18 protein-coding genes and 1 pseudogene are annotated in these 18021 nt (G+C 65.4%); 9 read left to right on the top strand and 10 right to left on the bottom strand.

Annotated features, from left to right (window positions below):
- Window positions 1-396 carry a sulfite exporter TauE/SafE family protein gene (locus BN9444_RS05385; protein ID WP_068801553.1) on the top strand — a complete coding sequence of 132 codons (396 nt, stop codon included), beginning with the start codon at window positions 1-3 and terminating at the stop codon, window positions 394-396.
- Here the strand turns inward: BN9444_RS05385 and BN9444_RS05380 are convergent.
- Window positions 386-1213 (bottom strand): TatD family hydrolase, encoded by an 828-nt coding sequence (locus BN9444_RS05380; RefSeq protein WP_066510606.1) that lies wholly within the window; start codon window positions 1211-1213, stop codon window positions 386-388. The genes BN9444_RS05385 and BN9444_RS05380 overlap by 11 nt on opposite strands.
- Before the next feature lie 26 nt (window positions 1214-1239).
- Here BN9444_RS05380 and BN9444_RS05375 point away from each other — a divergent pair, with 26 nt between their 5' ends.
- Both BN9444_RS05375 and BN9444_RS05370 read left to right on the top strand, forming a co-directional pair.
- Entirely contained in the window at window positions 1240-1728 is a 489-nt protein-coding gene (locus BN9444_RS05375) for a GNAT family N-acetyltransferase (protein WP_077210047.1), read from the top strand.
- A 9-nt stretch (window positions 1729-1737) separates the two neighbouring features.
- A complete protein-coding gene (locus tag BN9444_RS05370) occupies window positions 1738-2238 on the top strand; it encodes a GNAT family N-acetyltransferase (protein ID WP_066487894.1) in 501 nt (166 codons plus the stop codon).
- 82 nt (window positions 2239-2320) lie between these two features.
- Here the strand turns inward: BN9444_RS05370 and metG are convergent, their stop codons facing one another.
- From metG to rsmI, 3 genes are all read right to left on the bottom strand, one after another.
- Window positions 2321-4168 carry a methionine--tRNA ligase gene (metG, locus tag BN9444_RS05365; RefSeq protein WP_066487891.1) on the bottom strand — a complete coding sequence of 616 codons (1848 nt, stop codon included), beginning with the start codon at window positions 4166-4168 and terminating at the stop codon, window positions 2321-2323.
- A 120-nt stretch (window positions 4169-4288) separates the two neighbouring features.
- Entirely contained in the window at window positions 4289-6196 is a 1908-nt protein-coding gene (locus BN9444_RS05360) for a BCCT family transporter (protein ID WP_082750261.1), read from the bottom strand.
- A gap of 257 nt (window positions 6197-6453) precedes the next feature.
- Window positions 6454-7320, bottom strand: a complete 867-nt coding sequence (gene rsmI, locus BN9444_RS05355; RefSeq protein WP_066487886.1) for a 16S rRNA (cytidine(1402)-2'-O)-methyltransferase — start codon at window positions 7318-7320, stop codon at window positions 6454-6456.
- A 56-nt stretch (window positions 7321-7376) separates the two neighbouring features.
- On the opposite strand from rsmI, the gene BN9444_RS05350 reads away from it, so the two are divergent.
- A complete protein-coding gene (locus BN9444_RS05350) occupies window positions 7377-8981 on the top strand; it encodes a dolichyl-phosphate-mannose--protein mannosyltransferase (RefSeq protein WP_068801552.1) in 1605 nt (534 codons plus the stop codon).
- 56 nt (window positions 8982-9037) lie between these two features.
- Here the strand turns inward: BN9444_RS05350 and BN9444_RS05345 are convergent, their stop codons facing one another.
- Window positions 9038-9730, bottom strand: a complete 693-nt coding sequence (locus BN9444_RS05345) for a zf-HC2 domain-containing protein (RefSeq protein ID WP_066487882.1) — start codon at window positions 9728-9730, stop codon at window positions 9038-9040.
- Entirely contained in the window at window positions 9717-10130 is a 414-nt protein-coding gene (locus BN9444_RS05340; protein WP_066487980.1) for a DoxX family protein, read from the bottom strand. The genes BN9444_RS05345 and BN9444_RS05340 overlap by 14 nt, the downstream gene beginning before the upstream one ends.
- Window positions 10131-10173: 43 nt before the next feature.
- On the opposite strand from BN9444_RS05340, the gene BN9444_RS05335 reads away from it, so the two are divergent.
- Together BN9444_RS05335 and BN9444_RS05330 are read left to right on the top strand one after the other, a co-directional pair.
- Window positions 10174-10650 (top strand): methylated-DNA--[protein]-cysteine S-methyltransferase, encoded by a 477-nt coding sequence (locus tag BN9444_RS05335; protein ID WP_066510610.1) that lies wholly within the window; start codon window positions 10174-10176, stop codon window positions 10648-10650.
- A 51-nt stretch (window positions 10651-10701) separates the two neighbouring features.
- Window positions 10702-11442, top strand: coding sequence for a DNA-3-methyladenine glycosylase I (locus tag BN9444_RS05330; protein ID WP_233423549.1), 741 nt, complete (start codon window positions 10702-10704; stop codon window positions 11440-11442).
- A gap of 77 nt (window positions 11443-11519) precedes the next feature.
- Here the strand turns inward: BN9444_RS05330 and sepX are convergent, their stop codons facing one another.
- From sepX to BN9444_RS05310, 4 genes and pseudogenes are all read right to left on the bottom strand, one after another.
- The gene (sepX, locus tag BN9444_RS05325; protein WP_068801551.1) at window positions 11520-12809 is read right to left on the bottom strand and encodes a divisome protein SepX/GlpR; all 1290 of its coding nucleotides are present in this window, start codon (window positions 12807-12809) and stop codon (window positions 11520-11522) included.
- A 164-nt stretch (window positions 12810-12973) separates the two neighbouring features.
- On the bottom strand, window positions 12974-13657 hold the full coding sequence (locus BN9444_RS05320; protein WP_066510617.1) for a GNAT family N-acetyltransferase: 684 nt from the start codon (window positions 13655-13657) through the stop codon (window positions 12974-12976).
- Window positions 13658-14906 (bottom strand): annotated as a pseudogene (gene glp, locus BN9444_RS05315) (molybdotransferase-like divisome protein Glp).
- Between the two features lie 27 nt (window positions 14907-14933).
- Complete coding sequence (locus BN9444_RS05310; protein WP_066487861.1) at window positions 14934-15860, bottom strand: UTP--glucose-1-phosphate uridylyltransferase; 927 nt, start codon at window positions 15858-15860, stop codon at window positions 14934-14936.
- A gap of 62 nt (window positions 15861-15922) precedes the next feature.
- Between BN9444_RS05310 and BN9444_RS05305 the strand changes: the two genes are divergently transcribed.
- From BN9444_RS05305 to mscL, 3 genes are all read left to right on the top strand, one after another.
- A complete protein-coding gene (locus tag BN9444_RS05305; RefSeq protein WP_084759254.1) occupies window positions 15923-16378 on the top strand; it encodes a 5-formyltetrahydrofolate cyclo-ligase in 456 nt (151 codons plus the stop codon).
- A 53-nt stretch (window positions 16379-16431) separates the two neighbouring features.
- Window positions 16432-17154, top strand: coding sequence for an SAF domain-containing protein (locus BN9444_RS05300; protein ID WP_068801549.1), 723 nt, complete (start codon window positions 16432-16434; stop codon window positions 17152-17154).
- Between the two features lie 189 nt (window positions 17155-17343).
- Entirely contained in the window at window positions 17344-17814 is a 471-nt protein-coding gene (mscL, locus tag BN9444_RS05295; RefSeq protein WP_066487850.1) for a large conductance mechanosensitive channel protein MscL, read from the top strand.
- The last annotated feature ends 207 nt before the right edge of the window (window positions 17815-18021 follow it).

The raw sequence follows: 18021 nt of genomic DNA, 5'->3' as shown, positions 1-18021 counted from the left end.
ATGACGCTCTCCGGTTTGGGCTGGACGCCCAAGCACAACACGCCCAACACTCTGGCCGCGGGCGTGGCCTCCGGATTCCTGGGCACCTCGACGTCCATCGGTGGTCCGCCCATGGCGCTCATCCTCAAAGACTTTGACCCAGCACGCGTGCGCGGCACGCTCTCGGGCACGTTCGTCATCGGCTGCATCATCTCGCTTGTCACGCTGGGCACCGCGGGCCAGATTTCGCAGCTGCAGCTCACCACGGCGCTGGCCTACCTCCCGGTGGCTTTCGCGGGGCTTTTCGTCGCGCGGCGCCTCAACCGGTTTATCGACACGGTCATGCTCAACCGGATCGTCCTCGTCGTCGCCGTGACGGCCGCGATCGCGCTCATCGCGCAGTCGATTATCGCTTAAGGAACACCGCGTCGAACGTCGCGTTGAGTTCCTCGGCAAGCTGGTCTACAGACACGCCGCGCACGTCGGCGACGCACTGCCACGTGTGGCCGATAAGCGACGGCTCGTTACGCCGGCCGCGGAAAGGCTCCGGCGTCATGTAGGGCGCGTCGGTTTCGATGAGCAGCTGGCCCGCCGGTGCCAGGGCAGCGGCGGCGCGCAGTTCCTCGTTGCGCTTGAACGTCACGTTGCCCGCAAAGGACAGCACATACCCGCGGTCGAGCGCCTCGCGCGCCACAGACAGCGGCGAGGAGAAACAGTGGAGCATCACGTGGGGCGAAGAAGGGCAGTCGTCGAGGATACGCATCACATCGGCGTCGGCCTCGCGGTTGTGGATCATGAGCGTCTTGCCCGCGTCCGCTGCCAGCTGCGCGTGCCAGCGCAGCGCCTCCTCTTGGACCTCTAAAGAAGCGGTCGTCTCCGGCGCGTGCTCAATCCAATACTTATCGAGTCCGGTCTCCCCCACGGCCACGCACTTCGGGTCGGCGACCAAAGCGGCGAGTTCGGAGCGGGCGGCATCGGAAAGCTCCGCGGCGCGCACGGGGTGGACGGCGCAGGCGGCCCAGACGTTATCGAAGGACTGGGCCGTGGCGAGAGCCTCGCGGGACTCGGCGAGGTCATCACCCACCGTGACCATGCGCGCAACGCCCGCGGAAGCGGCGCGGGCGACGAGGTCCGCGTCGGCATCCTTATGCGAGTAGAGGTGCGTATGCGCGTCGAAGAGACCGGTGAGGCCGGGGACGGGAACGGGCGTGGGGCGGGGCTTCTTCTTGGACATGGTCCCCCAGCGTAGTCTTAACCACCATGCAGATTCGTGTTGCCACCCGCGCCGACGTCCCGGCGATGACGGAGATCCTCAACTGGGCCATCGCAGAGACGGACGCCATCTTCCGCGCGTTCCCCGCAAGCATCGCGGAGCGCGAGGAACTCTTCGACCACGTCGCGGCCACGGGCACGCAGCTCGTCGCCGAGGAGGACGGCGAGGTCCTCGGCTTTGCGTACTACAAGCCTTTCGGCGACCCCGCCATCTGGATTGGGGCCCATGAGGACACCATCTACGTCTCCCCCGCCGCGCACGGACGCGGGGTGGGCACGGCGCTCCTCGGGTCGCTTATCGAGGCCGCTCGCGCCGACGAGCGCGTGCATACCTTGTTGGCACGGATTACTACCAACAACGCAACCTCGGTAGCCTTACATGAGAAGTTCGGTTTCGTCCTCACCGGCACTCTGCGCGAAGTCACCCGCAAGTTCGACGCCTGGCTTGACCTCCACACCCTCCAGCTCATCCTCTAAGGAGTCCCCATGCTCATCCGCCCAGCCCAGCTTGCCGATGCCCCCTCCCTCTCCGCCATCTACAACTGGGCGTCAGCACAGCCGGCGCTCAATCTCGTGACGTGGCAGGAATCCGTCGAAGACCGCGAGAACTGGTTGAAAGACCTCGAGGCGCAGGGCTACCCCGTCTTCGTCGCCGAGGAGGACGGCGAGGTCCTCGGCTGGGCGGCGTACTTCCAGTTCGTCACTCCCGCCATCTACTACGGCACGGCAGAAGACTCCATCTACATCGCGCCGGAGGCCCAGGGCAAGGGCGTGGGTTCTGCGCTCATGGAGGCTCTCATGGAGCACGCGGAGGGCAACGACTACGTGCGCACGATGATTACCTACATCGTGGACGAGAACTACGGGTCCATCGCGCTGCACATGAAGTTCGGCTTCGAGGAGACCGGCCGCATGCCCAATATCCACACCAAGGGCGACAAACGGCTGGGGCTGGTGCACCTGCAGCGCGACTTCGACCGTTCCTAATGCTTCCGGCGCGCAGAAGTAGACCAGAAGAAGGGCACCAGCCGAGAACAATCTCGACTGGTGCCCTTCGCCTAGTTCACTTTTAGTCCTGCTTCTGGACCGGCGCCCACTCCGGGCCGGTCTCGCCCAGCTCCGGGTCAAGCTTCGCGATGAGCGGCTTCGGCTTCTCCAGCACGGTGCCCGGCTTAACGTCAACGCGCTTCCACACGGCCTGCTGCGCCGTGTAGTCGCCCGTGATGACAGGGTACGGGTGGCCCTCCGGCGGCAGGCCCACACCCACGAGCTCGACGGGCTGATCGTCGGTGACTTCGCGGACCTCCGGCGCGGCGGCCCAGACGCCGGTGCGACCGAGGGTCTCGTGGACCTTCTGCGCGGTAAACGGCAGGAACGGGGTGAGCATGACGTTGCAGTCGGAGACGACCTGGAGCGCGGTCCACAGGACGGTGGCCAGGCGCTCGCGCTGGGTCTCATCCTTGGCGAGCTTCCACGGCTCCATCTCTGCGATATACGCGTTGGCCTCGCCGACGACGTGCATGATGGCGGTCATGGCTTGCTTGAATCGCGAATGGCTCAGTGCCTCGCCAGCGGTGGCAAAAGTGTCCTCGGCGAGCTTCAGGATCTTCTCGTCCGCGGGCTCGAGCGCCGCGGGGACGGGGACCTCGCCGAAGTTCTTGTGCGCCATCGAGACGGTGCGGTTGACAAGATTGCCCCAACCGTTGGCGAGCTCGTTGTTGATGCGGCGGACGAATTCGTCCCACGTGAAGTCCGTGTCGTTGTTCTCCGGGCCGGCGACCGCAATGAAGTAGCGCAGCGGATCCGGGCCGAACTCCTTGAGGAAGTCCTTGACGTAGATGACCACGCCCTTGGACGAGGAGAACTTGGAGCCAGACATGGTGAGGTACTCAGACGAGACGACCTCGGTGGGCAGATCCAGCTCGCCGAATACGCCCGACTCGCCGCCCTTGGAGCCCTTGCCGGCGTAGCCGAGGAGCTCGGCTGGCCAGATCTGGGAGTGGAAGGTGATGTTGTCCTTGCCCATGAAGTAGTAATGGCGGGCGTTCGGGTTCTGCCAGAAGTCCTTCCACGCGTCCGGGTTGCCGGTGCGGTAGGCCCACTCAATAGAGGCTGAGAGGTAGCCCACGACGGCGTCGAACCACACGTAGAGCTTCTTCGCGTTGTTGTCCTGCCAGCCCTCGACCGGGATCGGGATGCCCCAGTCGATGTCGCGCGTCATCGTGCGCGGGCGCATGTCGCCGAGCAGGTTGAGGGAGAACTTGAGGACGTTCGGGCGCCAGTCCTCGCGGGTCTTCAGCCATGCCTCAAGCGCGTCCTTGACGGCGGGCAGGTCGAGCAGGAAGTGCTCGGTCTCAATGAACTGTGGCGTCTCGCCGTTGATCTTGGAGACCGGGTTGATAAGGTCGACGGGATCGAGCTGGTTGCCGCAGTTATCGCACTGGTCGCCGCGGGCGTCCGTAGCGCCACAGATGGGGCACGTACCCTCGATGTAGCGGTCCGGCAGGGTGCGGCCAGTAGACGGCGAGATGGCGCCCTGCGTCGTTTCCTTGAGCATGTAGCCGTTGTTGTACAGGCCCTTGAACAGCTCCTGAACCACGGAGTAGTGGTTACGCGTCGCCGTGCGCGTGAAGAGATCGTAGGACAGGCCCAGACCGGCAAGGTCCTCGACGATCTGCCGGTTGTAGCGGTCCGCGAGGTCGCGCACGTGCACGCCTTCCTTGTCCGCCTGGACGAGAAGCGGGGTGCCGTGTTCGTCGGTTCCGGAGACCATGAGCACGTTCGCGCCGCGCATTCGCTGGTAGCGCGCGAAGACGTCCGAGGGGACGCCGAAGCCAGCAACGTGGCCGATATGGCGCGGGCCGTTGGCGTACGGCCAGGCGACGTTGACTACAACATGGTCTTTAGGTTCAGTCATGCCCACTACTCTATCGCGCCGGCTGCAGGTATTTCGCGTCGCGTCCGAAAAACGCGTCGACCCCGCTCGCCGCGGCCAGGTGGGGCGGGAGAACGGGGTCGTGCGAGGAGCCTTAAGAAGCTACTTCTTCTTGCGGCCCAGGTGCAGCAGCTCGTTGCGGCGGGCCTTGAGGGCCTCGGCGCGCTGGTACTCGCGGTGGAGACGGCGCTCGCGGGCGAGCTTGCGCTGGAAGGCCTGCGACTCGCGGTACTCGAGGTAGATGACGTCAGTGCTCAAGTCACGGTAGATGGCGAACATGAGGCCGATGACGACGAGCAGGAATGGCGAGGCAACGACGATGGTGATCGACTGCAGGTTGGACAGGGAGTCCGGGTTCGACAGCAGCAGCGTGAGACCCACTGCGGCGGTGAGCGCACCCCAGGCGGCAGACAGCCACGGCTTGGCGTCCGTCGCGCCGTTCTGCGACATGGAACCCATAACGGTCGAGGCAGAGTCGGCCGAGGTGATGAAGAACGTCGCGAGCAGGATCACGGCGACGATACCGGCGATGAAGCCGCCCGGCATGGTGTGGAGCAGGTTGAACAGCTCGACCTCGGAGGACTCGCCGGAGATCGAGTTGCCCTGCTGCTCGAGGTGGATGGCGGTGCCGCCGAAGATGGCGAACCACACCACAGACACGCCGGTGGGGACGAGCAGCACGCCGGTGCAGAATTCGCGGACGGAGCGGCCGCGGGAGACGCGCGCCAGGAACATGCCCACAAACGGCGACCAGGAGACCCACCAGGACCAGTAAAAGATGGTCCACGAGGACAGCCACTCGGCGGCCTCGCCGTTATTGGACTCGGCGGTGCGGCCGATCATCTCGGTGAAATACTGGAGGTAGTTGCCCACGGAGCCCGGGATGAGGTTGAGGATGGACACCGTCGGGCCCAGGATGAACACGAAGATGGCGAGCAGCGCGGCGAGTGCCATATTGGCGTTGGAGACGTACTGGATGCCCTTGCCCACGCCGGACATAGCCGAGAGCAGGAAGGCGAGGGTGAGGACGAGGACGATGCCGATGACGACGGAGTTCGTCGGGTTATCAATGAGGCCAGAGGCCTGCAGGCCGGCACGAATCTGGATGGCGCCGAGACCCAGCGAGGCGGCGGTACCGAAGACCGTCGCGAAGATGGACAGGATATCGATGACGCGACCGAGCCAGCCGTCGGCCCTCTTCTGGCCGATGAGCGGCACGAAGGCCTGACTGATGAGCTGCTTGCGACCCATGCGGAAGGTCGAGTAGGCGACGGCGAGACCGACGATGGCATAGACGGCCCACGGGTGCAGGGTCCAGTGGAACAGCGCGTGCGCCATGGACGAGCCAACCTCGCTCGGGTTATGGCCGGGCACGCCGTTCTTGTAGTAATTGAGCGGCTCGGACGCGCCGTAGAACATCAGACCAATGCCCATACCGGCGGCGAACATCATGGCAATCCACGAGGGCGTGGAGAATTCTGGCTCTTCGTCGATCGCGCCGAGTTTAATGGAGCCAAACTTCGAAAATGCGATGCAGACGACGAAGATGACAAACACGGTGCCAAAGAGGACGAAGGCCCAGCCGAAGTCGCCCACGACGAAGTTCAGGCCATTCGACGCGAAATTGCCAAAGCTGTCCGGGGCGAGCAGACCCCAGAGCACCACGGCAGCGACGAGCACGCCCGCAATGCCGACGATGCCCCAATCGATGGGCGTATTCTTCGCCTCCGAGGCAAGCTCGCGGGGCTGCTCTGGCACCTGATTCGGGTCAAAGTCAGACTCGACGAGCATATTCTGCAGCTGGCTCGTCGCCGACTGCGCCTCCAGCTTGTCGTCGACCGTTTCGTAGGCCTGGGACTCCTCGCGCAGCGTTTGCACGTCTCCCGCTGCGAGAGGACCTTGGTAGATTGCATCGTTCGGCGTGTCAGCCTCGCTAGCGCCCGTCGCATCAGACGCGCGAGATGCGGCGGAACTAGCCCCCTGGTTCGTTTCGTTCTCTCGATTAGTCATAGGAACCAGGGTGTGCCAAATTCGCACACACTTCAAATAAAAACCACGGCCATGACCTGCACCAATCGCATTTTCCCAGGAAAATTACAGGATTTGTACCATGAATTTAAGGCAGGCTCCTCGGCGCGACCTGCACTTATGGGACAAGGGCGACGTGGACCTATAACGATTATGCAACAATCCCCAAAACTGTGAGCCAGATTATGGATTCCTCTTCTATCGTGGCGCGCGCGAGGTCGCTAGTGGCCACCACAGGCCTAGCCTTCGCGGCTGGCGAGGTAGGCATCATAGAGCTCGCGGTTGCTCACCGCGGTGCCCGCCGCGGCCTGCTTGCACGCGTCCTTCGCGCGCACCCCATCGGCGACGAGCTCGGTAACGCGTGCGACGAGGTCGTCCAGGCTCACTTCTTCGGGCCCTCCCCCATCGAGCACGACAGTGATTTCGCCGCGCGCATGGTCGACGGCCCACTCGGCGAGCTCGCCCAGCGTGCCGCGCTTGACCTCCTCGTAGGTCTTGGTGAGCTCGCGACACACGGCGGCGCGACGCTCGGGCCCGAGGATGGAGGCGGCATCGGCAAGCGTGTCGGCGAGGCGGTGCGGAGACTCGAAGAAGACGACGGCGCGCGGCTCCGTGCGCAGGGACTCGAGCCAGGCCCGGCGCGCGCCCTGCTTGCGCGGGGCAAAGGCGTCGAAGATGAAATGCCCGACACCAAGACCGGACAGGGCGAGGGCCGTGGGCGCGGCTGAGGGCCCAGGCAAGCAGGTCACCGGAACACCAGCCTCCGCCGCGGCGGCGACGATGGAATGGCCGGGATCGGAGACGAGCGGCATACCGGCGTCCGTGACGACGAGTACGGTGCCGCGGCGGGCGGCATCGATAAGCTCGGCGGCACGCTCGGCCTCGTTGTGGTCGAAGTTGGAGACGACCTGGCCGGTCATCTCCACGCCGAGCGCCGCGGCGAGATTGCGTGTGCGGCGCGTGTCCTCAGCCGCGATGACGTCTGCCTGGGCAAGCGCCTGCATCAGCCGCGCGGACGCGTCCCCGATATTGCCCAACGGCGTGGCGGCAAGGACAACCCCGCGGGGCAGCGGTTCAAGGTTCGGGAAAGTGAAATTCGCGCTCATATCTCCCCAGCCTATAGCCCCACCCTCAGGCGTGTGTCCCCTAGACTCTTAAGACTGTGAGTACCGCTACCGTTTCGAAGTCTTCCTCGCACACCCGCCGCTCGCGTCTCTACGGCGCGCACGCGGTGCGCGATATCCCTGCGCCCCGGCGTTATCCGTGGACGCGGGCGGACACGTACTCGACGCTCGTCATAGCGTTTTTGGCGCTCGTCACCCGCTTCGCTGGGCTCACCGCCCCCGTCTCTGGCGGCACCCCCGTCTTCGACGAGAAGCACTACGTCCCACAGGCGTACGACATGGTGCGCAGCTGGGACAACCTGCTCATCGGCGGCATCGAGTCGAACCCGGCCTATGGCCTGGTCGTCCACCCGCCGCTCGCTAAGCAGATCACCGCGTTGTCTGAGATGGTCTTTGGCTACACGCCGCTGGGCTGGCGACTCATGGCAGCGCTCTTTGGCGTGGGCGTCGTGCTCCTTACCATGCAGCTGGCCCGCGTCCTCTCCGGCTCGTGGAAGGTCGCGACCTTCGCGGGTCTCATCGCGGCCTTTGACGGCGTCTTGCTCGTCACCGCGAAGTTCGGCATGCTCGATATCTTCCAGGTCTTCTTCGTCGTCCTCGCCGCCTACTTGCTCGCGCGCGACCACGAACAGATGCGCATGCGCCTCCACACCGCCTGGGCCACCGGCGGCATGGGTGACTCGGACTTCGGCCCGCGCTTTGGTTTCCGTTGGTGGCGCTTCGCCGCGGGCGTCGCGCTCGGCCTGGCGCTGGCCGTAAAGTGGTCTGGCCTCTACTTCATCATGTTCTTCGGCCTGCTCAGCGTGTTTACGGACCTCGCGCTGCGCCGCCGCTACGGCGTGCGCCGCTACGTGGTGGGCACGCTCGTGCGCGATACTCCCGCGGCGCTCGCCTCCCTCGTGCTCGTGCCGGTGCTCGTCTACGTGTGGTCCTGGCGCTCGTGGTTCGCCTCGGAGACCTCCGTCTACCGCCACGCCAAGGTGGACGGCACCATCCCGGATGACTCCTTCCTCCAGCATTTCCCGGAGCCCGTCGCTGGCTGGTTCTACTACCACCAGTCCGTCCTCGAGTTCCACGCGTCGCTGACCTCGTCCTCCGGCCACTCCCATCCGTGGGATTCCAAGCCGTGGGCATGGCTCGTTGCCGCACGCCCCATCCTCTATTACTCCAATACGGACACCACGTGCCTGGGCGGCCAAGACTGCAAGCAGATGCTCTTCCTCTTCGGCACACCGATTATCTGGTGGCTCACCATCCCCGTCCTGCTCTGGGGCCTGTGGTCACTCGTGATCCGCCACGACCGCCGCTTCCTCCTGCCGCTCGTCGGCTTCGCCGCGGCCTTCCTGCCTTGGCTCGCCTCCTTCGACCGCCAGATGTACTTCTTCTACGCCGCGACGTTTATCCCCTTCGTCATCATCCTCCTGGCGCTCACGCTGGGCCAGATAGCTGGCACCGGCAAACCCGTGAAGAACGGCTTTGTCCACGCCCTCGGCGGCGACACGCTGCGCTGGGGCACCGCGGGCGTCCTCCTCTACCTGTGCGCCGTGGTCGCTTTCTTCGCCGTCTTCAGCCCCCTGCTCTATGGCTTCGCCATCCCGAACTGGTATTACAACTCGATCATGTGGCTGCCCAGCTGGCAGTAAGCCCTCAACGACTACGGCCCGCGCCCACCCTCCGGTAAGCGCGGGCCACAGTCGTTTTACGCCGGCTGTGCCGCCGCCTGCTTCCACAGCGCGCGCAGCATATAGCCGCGGTCTGCCAGCCACGTGGTCACCAACGCGGCAATCGCCCCGGCCAGCGAGAGCAGCGCGTATACCTGGCTGGAATCCAGTGTGCCCAGCGCCACGTCGCGCACCACAAAACCGAGCAGGAACATGAACATCGTGCCCACGATGGGCAGCACGCCCGGCGCGGACGCGGGGCGCCACACGCAGTAGAATAAGCCCATGCCCAGGCCAAAGCGCAGGGCGGCGGCCTCGATGAGAAGGCGCGCCTTATCCGGGTCGGCTCCTGGATCGAGCGTGCCGCCATCCGTCCATTGCGCCACGCCGGAGGAACTTCCCACCACGGCGATGGCCCACGCGACGAAGATGACGCCCATGAGCGCCATGAGCACGCGGCCTACTGCCAGGCCCGTCTGCCGCGCGGCGGAGACGGCACGCCACTCCGGTTCCACGCCGGCGAGGATAACCTCCGAAAGATCCTGCGGCGGCGACATGCCGTCCGAAACCGACTCACCTAAGAATCCTGCGAGCGTCGAGACTTTCTCCGCGTAGGCGGCGCACTCGGGGCAGCCCGCGAGGTGGGCGTCAATGACGTCATCCTCCAGCGCGTAGGCCTCGCCGTCCAGGCGCGCGGAGATCGCCGCCTGCACGTCCTCATGCTTCAACACGGCTCAACACTCCATCCAGGCTGGCGCGGCCCGCGCCAAAGACGACAATCATCAGCAATGACCCTACCAACACCAGTGGGTACTCAAAGCCACCGTCTGTGGCAAAGAGCCCCTGACTCAGATGCACGAAGTAGCCCGCAAGCGCCATAACGACAGCAAGCACCCCCGCCGCAGCCGTGGTGAGCAGCCCGACCACGAGCAGCGCGCCGCACACCATCTCGATGATGGCCGTGAGCCACGCAGACAGGGTGGGCTGGATAATCCCCCACTGTCCAAAGAGCGCGGCCGTTGCGTCTATGCCGGTAAAGAACATCTTGTCCACACCGTGCGCGACAAAGATGACGCCCAGCAGGGCACGAAAGACAAGAAGTGCGGCATCACGTACGGCGGGTTTATCCATGGTGATTAGACTACCTGTAACCCCCGCCGCGAAAGGAGTGCCCATGACGCAGATGTTCTGGACGCAACTCGACACCCCGATTGGTTCGCTCACGCTCATCGCGGACGAGGAGCACCTGCTCCATATCCGCTTCGACGAGTATTTGCCGAAAGGCGCCATGGGCTGCCGCACGCCGCTTCTTGAGGAGGCCGTCCGTCAGCTCGAGGAATACTTCGCTGGCACCCGCCAGGACTTCGACTTACCGCTCGCGCCCGCTCGCGCGGGCTTCCACGCCAGCTGCCAGGCGCACCTTTCCCATATCCCCTACGGCGAGCGCCGCACCTACGCCCAGCTTGCCGATGCCGCCGGCAACGCCCGCGCCTCCCGTGCCGCCGGCACGGCCTGCCGCACCAACCCGTACCCCATCGTCGTGCCCTGCCATCGTGTGGTGCGCTCCGACGGCCAGCTCGGCCACTACCTCGGCGGCGACGCTGCCAAACGCTGGCTCCTCGAACACGAGTCCGCCCACGCCGCGCGCTGACCCGACACCGTTCCGGGAACTTTTTGGCGTCATACGCAGTCCAATAGGAACATGAACGATTACATGACTCACAACAACGACCACCCCGACTTCGACCCCGCTTACGCCCCAGCCTGCGACGCCGACGCCGACGCTCGCCGTCCGCATCTCCACCCCGTGCCCGATTTTCCCACCGCAGCCTCGGAGCCGCCGGTCTCGCTCATCGTGGGCACCGACGGCCTGGCCCGCCCCGTCTGGGCGGCGACGGATCCTGTCCTCATGCAGTACTACGACACGGAATGGGGCATGCCGGTCTACGACGAGCGCGGACTCTTCGAACGCCTCGTTCTCGAGGGCTTCCAGTCCGGACTGTCGTGGGCCACGGTCCTCCACAAGCGTCCCGCCTTCCGCAAAGCTTTTGCGGATTTCGTCCCCGACGCCGTCGCCGCCTTCGACGAGAACGACGTCGAGCGTCTCATGAATAATGCCGCCATCATCCGCAACCGCCGCAAGATCGAGGCCGCGATCACCAACGCCCGCGCCACCGTGGCGCTGCGCGAAGAAGGCGGACTCCCGGACCTCCTGTGGTCCTTCCGCCCAAACGAGACTCCCGCTCCCCGCACCGCGGATGAGGTACCGTCCACGTCCACCGAATCACGCGCCATGGCTCGCGCACTGAAGAAGGCCGGCTTCACCTTCGTCGGGCCCACGACGTGCTTCGCGCTTATGGAGGCCGTGGGCATGATCGACACGCACCTGCTCGGCTCACACCGCCGCGGCACCTCCGGACTCTGGAACGTTCCGGAGTTCTAGTCTCTGGCGGGCTACCCGTTCCTTGCAAGAATCCCCTCTGCGAAGCGTTCGCAGAGGGGATTCTTGCAAGGAACGGGTTAACCGGCGCGGCGTGCGGAGAGCTCGTCGCGCAGCTCGCGGCGGTTGACCACGTGGGCGCCGCCCAAGTCATCGTCGCCGGGTCCGCGCAGATCGTAGACCGGCAGGAAGTCGAAGTCGGGGCTCTCGTCATCGACCTCGAGGACCACCGCGCCCGGGCGACGCAGCTTACGCGGGATGGCGAGCTCCTCGTCCTGAGCCGTGCGCACGCCCAAGCGCGCGCGACGTAGGGCCTTGACGCGGCGGCGGCGCAGCTCGGTCTCCGCGCGTGTCTGGTTGCGCAGTGCCACGAGGTACGCGACGGTCGCGATGCCCAGGATGGCGGCGATCCACCAGGTCCAGCCGCCGACCACGATGCCAAGCCCCACCGCGGCGACGTCGAGTACCGCGAACAACACAAGCACGCGCTGGCGGCGCTGATAGCGCGTCACGCGCGCCGCAGAATCCGCGACCGGGTCCCAGCCGCCGCGGCCCAGGCGACGCTGCGCGAACTCGAGCTCATCGTTCGACAGGTCAGTGTCCGACTCCTCGTGCGCTTCGCCCTCGGTCTCCGCGGTGTCAGCCTGAGCTTCCTCGGCAACTTCTGCTTCTGCGTCGGCGCTGTCACCCCCGACAGGATCTGCTTCAGACTCAACCTCGGCGTCAACGGCGGGCGCGGGATCAACGGCGCCCGGGGACAGCAGGTCCACTGGCGAGGTATAGGAGTCGTCGTAGGCGTAGGCGTCCTCAGCGGCCTCAGGTGCCGGGGCCGTGAAGGCCTCGACCTCGTCGGCGACGACGTCGAGCTCGGGCGCGTTCTTCGCGTCGGCCATGGACTCTTCAAAGACCGGTTCGTCGACGAGCGCATCATCTTCGGCGTCGTCGGAAGCGACGTCAGCGTCACGCTCGGTGCCGCGACGGAACCGAGCACCCGCAGCGGCCTTCGCATTAGCGGCCGCGCGCTTGATGGTCATGCGGGAGCCGTCTTCGCTGGCGTGCGCGTCATCACGGGAGCGCGCCTCGTCCGGGTTGCCTTCGCTGAAGTCAACGGGTGCGTCGTCGTGTGCGACGGCGTCATCCGCGTACTCGTTGACCGCATCGAGCTCATCAGCGGAGACGTGGACGTCGCGGGGGCTCAGGCGCGGGCGACGCGAGCCGAGGACCTCGCCGGAGTCGCCGTTGAAGAGCACGCGCGTGTCGTCAAAGGCCTCGCCGGTGTGCTTGACGGGACGCTGCGAGCGCAGCAGCCACGGCGCAAGCAGAAATAGCCACACCACGATGATGAGGACGATGATGGCACCGGTGGACATGGAGCACCTTCCCTAGACGGACAGTTGGCGAAAAGTCTAGTGCTACATACACGCTTATGCGGGGAGCGCAGCGCCGACACGCCGAGGTCGTGAAGCTTGTGACTCGTGTGTCGATCGGGTGTCCCCGCGTCGCGCCGTGTCGCGCCGCAGTCACCCGTGGCGCACTAGAGGATCCGGCCCGCCGCACGCAGCCGTGCCGCGGCCGTCGAGTCGTAGTCATCGATGTTGATGGCCACGAGGTGATGGTCGTGCCACTCGCCGTCGATGTGGAGGTTGCGGCGCAGGTAGCCCTCGTCGCGGAAGCCGCAGTGGTGAAGCACCGCGCCCGAGGCGGGGTTGCCCGGCATATACGTCGCCGTGACGCGGTGGAGGCCCACCCGATCAAAGGCATGGTCGACCCCTAGAGCGCACGCGGCCGTGGCCACGCCGGCACCCTGGAACGCGGAGAAGACCCAGTAGCCAATCCAGCATTCGCGGATGGCGCCGTGTTGGATATTGCCCAGCGTCACTTGGCCCGCAAAGTCACCCCCTACGGTGATAGCAAGTGGGACGATGCTTCCCTCCCGGGCCGAGGACCGCAGGAAGGACAGGTGATTGTGCCACGCCGCACGCGTGTGCGCGGCCTCCCAGCCCGTTGGCGCGGTGGGTTCGACGGGGCGCAGATAGCACTCGTCGAGCACGCGCATTTGGCGCCAGTCCTCGCCATCGCGGCTGAGCACGGGGCGCAGCTGCACGAGCTCGCCGCCGGGAATGCGCACGGCAGGCGTCGCCTCCGGCCAGCCGGGGTGATACGTATCAGTGGGGCCAGTCGCCGGGGTATCGAAGCGACGGCCAAAGAAATTCCACATCTAGTTGCGCTGCGTAATGAACAGGACGTCGACCACATCGCCCGGGCGAATATCCGTGGCGTCTTCCGGCACGCGGATGATCGCGTTGGCGTGAGACAGGCCCGCGAGCAGGTGCGCGGGGGCACCCGCAGCACCTCCCAGGCCTTCCACGAGGTAGTCCGCTGTCTGGGCGTCGCGCATGAGCCGCGCACGGATGTAGCCGCGGCGGCCGGGACGCGACTCGATGTGGTTGAGCGCACGGGCACGCACGACGCGGCGCGCACCGACGCGCTTGCCCAGGCTCAAGCGAATGAGCGGGCGCACGAAGACCTCAAAGATGACGAGCGCGGAGACCGTATTGGACGGCACGAGGAACGTCGGCACACGGGACTCGCCCAGCACGCCAAAGCCCTGGACCGAGCCCGGATGCATGGCCACGCGCGTCGTATCGATATCGCCGAGCTGGTCGAGGACCTTACGGATTTCGTCGGCGCCAGCGCCGCCCACGGCACCGGAGATGACCACGATTTCCGAACGCGCAACGTGCGTCTCAATGGTTTCGCGAATACGGCGCGGCTCGCCCTCCACGAGGCCCACGCGGTGCACATCCGCTCCGGCCTCCTTCGCCGCCGCCGCGAGCGCATAGGAATTGACGTCGTAGACCTGGCCCAAGCCGGTCTCCTTGTCGATATCGACGAGTTCCTTGCCATAAGAAATGATCGTCACGCGCGGGCGCGGATAGACGAGCACCTTACTGCGACCCACGGCCGCGAGCAGCCCGATGTGCGCCGGGGTGAGCACCGTGCCGGAACTCACCGCGACATCGCCGGGCTGGATATCGTCGCCCACGCCGCGCACGAAGTCACCGGAGCGCACGGGACGCAACGCTGTGACGCGCTTGCGCCCGCGGTCGGTCCATTCCAGCGGAAGGACGGCATCGGCAAGCGTGGGCAACGGCGCGCCGGTATAGACGCGCACAGCCTGCTTGGGCTGCAGACGCAGCGGCTGGCGCGAGCCCGCGGGGACCTCGCCCACGACGGGCAGGGAGCGCTCCACCGAGCTTGCCGATGCCGCCTCCTGCGCCGCCGCGCCCTCCTCACCNCACCGCGTACCCGTCGATGGCCGCCTGCGGGAAGCCCGGCAGCGGCTCATTGGCTTGGACCTCCTCGGCGCTCATGAGGCCTAAAGCATTCGCAATCGCGATACGCACGGGTTCCGGGGTGACCGCCACCTGTGTGATGAGCTCTAGCTGTTCCTCAACTGAACGCATGGATGATCCATCTCCTATCGAAGGGTGTTACTCAGCAGCGTGCTCGGCTTCATAAGAAGCCAAGATAGCCTTGAGTGATTTATACAGCGCCGGGCCGTATTTGTCCGAACGCAGACCAAAATCGACACATGCCGGAATGTAACCGCCCGGGTTACCGAGATCGTGGCGCGTGCCGTGGTGGATGACCACGTGGACGGGCTCGCCGGCGTCGATGAGCAGATCGATGGCGTCGGTAAGCTGCAGCTCGCCGCCCTTGCCCGGAGTGATCTTGCGCAGGGCATCAAAGATCTTGCGGTCAAGCAGGTAGCGGCCGGTGGCCACGAGGTTGGACGGGGCGTCCTTGGGCTCTGGCTTTTCCACCATGCCCACGACCTTCTTCACGTTGTCGTTGTCCGTGTCTTCGACCTCGAAGACGCCGTAGTTGAACGTCTCTTCGCGCGAGACCTCGACGGCGCACAGCACGGAGCCCCCCAGCTCACGGCGCACGCGCGCCATGTCCTCGAGCACGGTGGCGGGCATGACGATGTCGTCTGGGAGCATGACGGCGAAGCAATCCTCGTCGTCATCGAGAACGGACTCGGCCAGGCCCACAGCGTGGCCCAAGCCCAATGGCTTATCCTGCGGGATGGAGACCGGCTTGATGATCTTCGCGGCGCGCTCGACCTTGGCGGCCTGCTCATCCTTGCCGCGGGACTGCAGCGTCGCGACGAGCTCAGGGAACTCATCGAAATGACGCATGACCTCCTGCTTATTGGGAGCGGTGATGATCGCCAAACGGGCTGCGCCCAAAGACGCGGCCTCCTCTGCGATGAGTTCGATACCCGGGGTATCAACCACGGGGAGAAGTTCTTTAGGCACCGTTTTGGTAGCGGGAAGGAAGCGGGTGCCCATGCCAGCGGCAGGGACGACGACCGTTTTCACGCCCAGCGGAGCCTCGTCACATGTAGTAGCCATAACGGCCAGCCTACCTGCTACGCCCTCTCATCTTGTGAACCGACTACTGTTTTACGGTGTGATTGACGCAAAATTTGAGTCGAAGAAGCGCCTGCGCACCGAGCTCACCGCAGCACGCCGCGCGTTCGCCGCGACCCCCTCANTACGCCAGCGCGGCCGAGGTATGGCTGCCCATCTCCGGCGACGACGGCCAGCTCCTCTGGGCACGCTACGAAGGCGCCGAGTCGCTCGCCCCGGGCGCGCTAGGGATTGGCGAGCCCACGGGCCCGCGCCGCGACTCGAGCCTGCTGGCCGAGTTGGACCTTATCTTCGTGCCAGCACTCGCGGTCTCCCCCGCCGGGGTGCGCATGGGCAAGGGCGCGGGCTACTACGATCGCGCGCTCGCGGGCGTGGACACGGACACCCTCGTCCTTGTCTTCGACGACGAGGTGCGCGAGGACGTCCCCGCCGAGCCGCACGATGCCGTGATGAACGCGGTACTTACGCAGTCGGGCGTACGCGCGCTGCCGCTGTCCTAGAACTCCTCCGCCGCGGCGGGAACCTTTGGGCGGAGCGCGCAGTCTAATGAGGCATGAAGCTTTCCATTCGACTCGCGCATGCGCGCCAACAGTTGTCCACGCCGGGGCGCGGGCGCACGCTCATCCTGCGCCGCGAGTTCGCAGGGGCGCTCGTGCTCGCGGCGGGGCTCAGCGCGGCCGCCAGTGTGCGCGAGCACCCGCAGGTCTACGTTTTTGCCCGTGACGTCCCGGCGGGCTCGGTGGTGGGCGACGGCGACGTCGAACTGCGCCGCGTGCCCAAGGAAGTGATTCCCGCCGCAGCACTGGGACCGGAGGACACTCCGGCGGGCTCCGTGCTCGTCGCCGCGGGCAGCGTTGGTGAGGTCCTCACGCCCGCCCGATTGCTGGGGGTGAGTGATACCACACAAAGTTTTTCGGACCCAGGATTGCACATGGTGCCTCTCAAACTGGCCGAGCCCGACATCGCGGCGTTGCTCCACCACGGCGACACCGTCAGCATCGTGACGGCCGCCGCGCCACCCGGTGCCGGGGTCGCCGACGCCGGTCCGGACGACGGAATTCCTGTGGCTGATGCAACTCCAGAGACGAGTGCAGCGGCGCTCGTCGCTGCAGGTGGCAGGGTCGTGGCGACGGCGCTACCCGAGGGCGGTAAGGGGCAGGCGCGCCCCGGAACGATTCTCGTAGCGCTGCCCGCCACGGAGGCTGACCGCGTCGCCGCGGCGAGCCTCAGCGGACCCCTTACCGTCGTCATCACCGGGCCCCGAGCGACGGGATGATCTCAAATCCTGAGAAATTTTTTGCAGGAATTTACGTCGGGCACAGCGGTGTACAGGTGGCATACAGGGAGAATAAATAGCATTGCTGCCGTGCTTAACCTACACTTCTACCAAGTTAAGAAATCTATGCTCCGGTAATCATTTCCACTAAACGAGACGATTCCGGATATTTTTATGGAAAGGAACCCCATGCTCAAGGGTTTTAAGGACTTCATTCTCCGCGGCAACGTCATCGAACTGTCTACCGCCGTCATTATCGGTTCTGCGTTCACGGCCATCGTCACCGCCGTGTCCGATCACCTCATCAACCCGATCATCGCCCTCTTCGGCGGTGCCAACGTTAATGGTTTCGCCTACCACCTCCGCGAGGGCAACGAGGCTACCCTCGTCGACCTCGGCGCCATCATCACCGCTGCTCTGAACTTCCTTATCGTCGCCGCCGTTGTGTACTTCATCATCATCATGCCGATGAACAAGTTCAACGAGGCCGCTCAGCGTCGCAAGGGCATCGACCCGGAGGAACCGGCTCCGACCACCGAGGAGCTCCTCACCGAGATCCGCGACCTGCTCGAGGCTAACAAGGCTGGCGCCGTCTCGTACGACGAGAAGGCCACCAACAACCGCGAGACCGATCTCGACGGTGGCCGTCACCAGGCATAAGTAGCCGCGCACTCGCGCTGCCGCACCAAGCCCGGGCGCTCTTCTGCTACGAAGAGCACCCGGGTCTTTTCTATGCGCGACACACAAAAGCACTGTCCCGAAAGCCATGTGCCCTGGTCGCGGTCTTCTCCTTCGCGGGAGAAATTCTTCGCGACCTGGGATTATTGCTTTCGGGACAGTGCCGTCGTCGGAACGGAGATTTCAGTG

It is taken from the genome of Corynebacterium phoceense (assembly GCF_900092335.1).
Taxonomy (GTDB): Bacteria; Actinomycetota; Actinomycetes; order Mycobacteriales; family Mycobacteriaceae; genus Corynebacterium; species Corynebacterium phoceense.
This window is presented reverse-complemented; position numbering and strand designations above follow the sequence as displayed.

Coding starts and splice junctions, on each gene's coding strand:
- BN9444_RS05370 (WP_066487894.1), top strand. CDS start 1,738: ATGCTCATCCGCCCAGCCCAGCTTGCCGATGCCCCCTCCCTCTCCGCC.
- rsmI (WP_066487886.1), bottom strand. CDS start 7,320: ATGAGCGCGAATTTCACTTTCCCGAACCTTGAACCGCTGCCCCGCGGG.
- BN9444_RS05320 (WP_066510617.1), bottom strand. CDS start 13,657: ATGTGGAATTTCTTTGGCCGTCGCTTCGATACCCCGGCGACTGGCCCC.
- metG (WP_066487891.1), bottom strand. CDS start 4,168: ATGACTGAACCTAAAGACCATGTTGTAGTCAACGTCGCCTGGCCGTAC.
- BN9444_RS05360 (WP_082750261.1), bottom strand. CDS start 6,196: ATGACTAATCGAGAGAACGAAACGAACCAGGGGGCTAGTTCCGCCGCA.
- BN9444_RS05340 (WP_066487980.1), bottom strand. CDS start 10,130: ATGGATAAACCCGCCGTACGTGATGCCGCACTTCTTGTCTTTCGTGCC.
- BN9444_RS05330 (WP_233423549.1), top strand. CDS start 10,702: ATGAACGATTACATGACTCACAACAACGACCACCCCGACTTCGACCCC.
- BN9444_RS05375 (WP_077210047.1), top strand. CDS start 1,240: ATGCAGATTCGTGTTGCCACCCGCGCCGACGTCCCGGCGATGACGGAG.
- BN9444_RS05335 (WP_066510610.1), top strand. CDS start 10,174: ATGACGCAGATGTTCTGGACGCAACTCGACACCCCGATTGGTTCGCTC.
- sepX (WP_068801551.1), bottom strand. CDS start 12,809: ATGTCCACCGGTGCCATCATCGTCCTCATCATCGTGGTGTGGCTATTT.
- mscL (WP_066487850.1), top strand. CDS start 17,344: ATGCTCAAGGGTTTTAAGGACTTCATTCTCCGCGGCAACGTCATCGAA.
- BN9444_RS05385 (WP_068801553.1), top strand. CDS start 1: ATGACGCTCTCCGGTTTGGGCTGGACGCCCAAGCACAACACGCCCAAC.
- BN9444_RS05310 (WP_066487861.1), bottom strand. CDS start 15,860: ATGGCTACTACATGTGACGAGGCTCCGCTGGGCGTGAAAACGGTCGTC.
- BN9444_RS05380 (WP_066510606.1), bottom strand. CDS start 1,213: ATGTCCAAGAAGAAGCCCCGCCCCACGCCCGTTCCCGTCCCCGGCCTC.
- BN9444_RS05300 (WP_068801549.1), top strand. CDS start 16,432: ATGAAGCTTTCCATTCGACTCGCGCATGCGCGCCAACAGTTGTCCACG.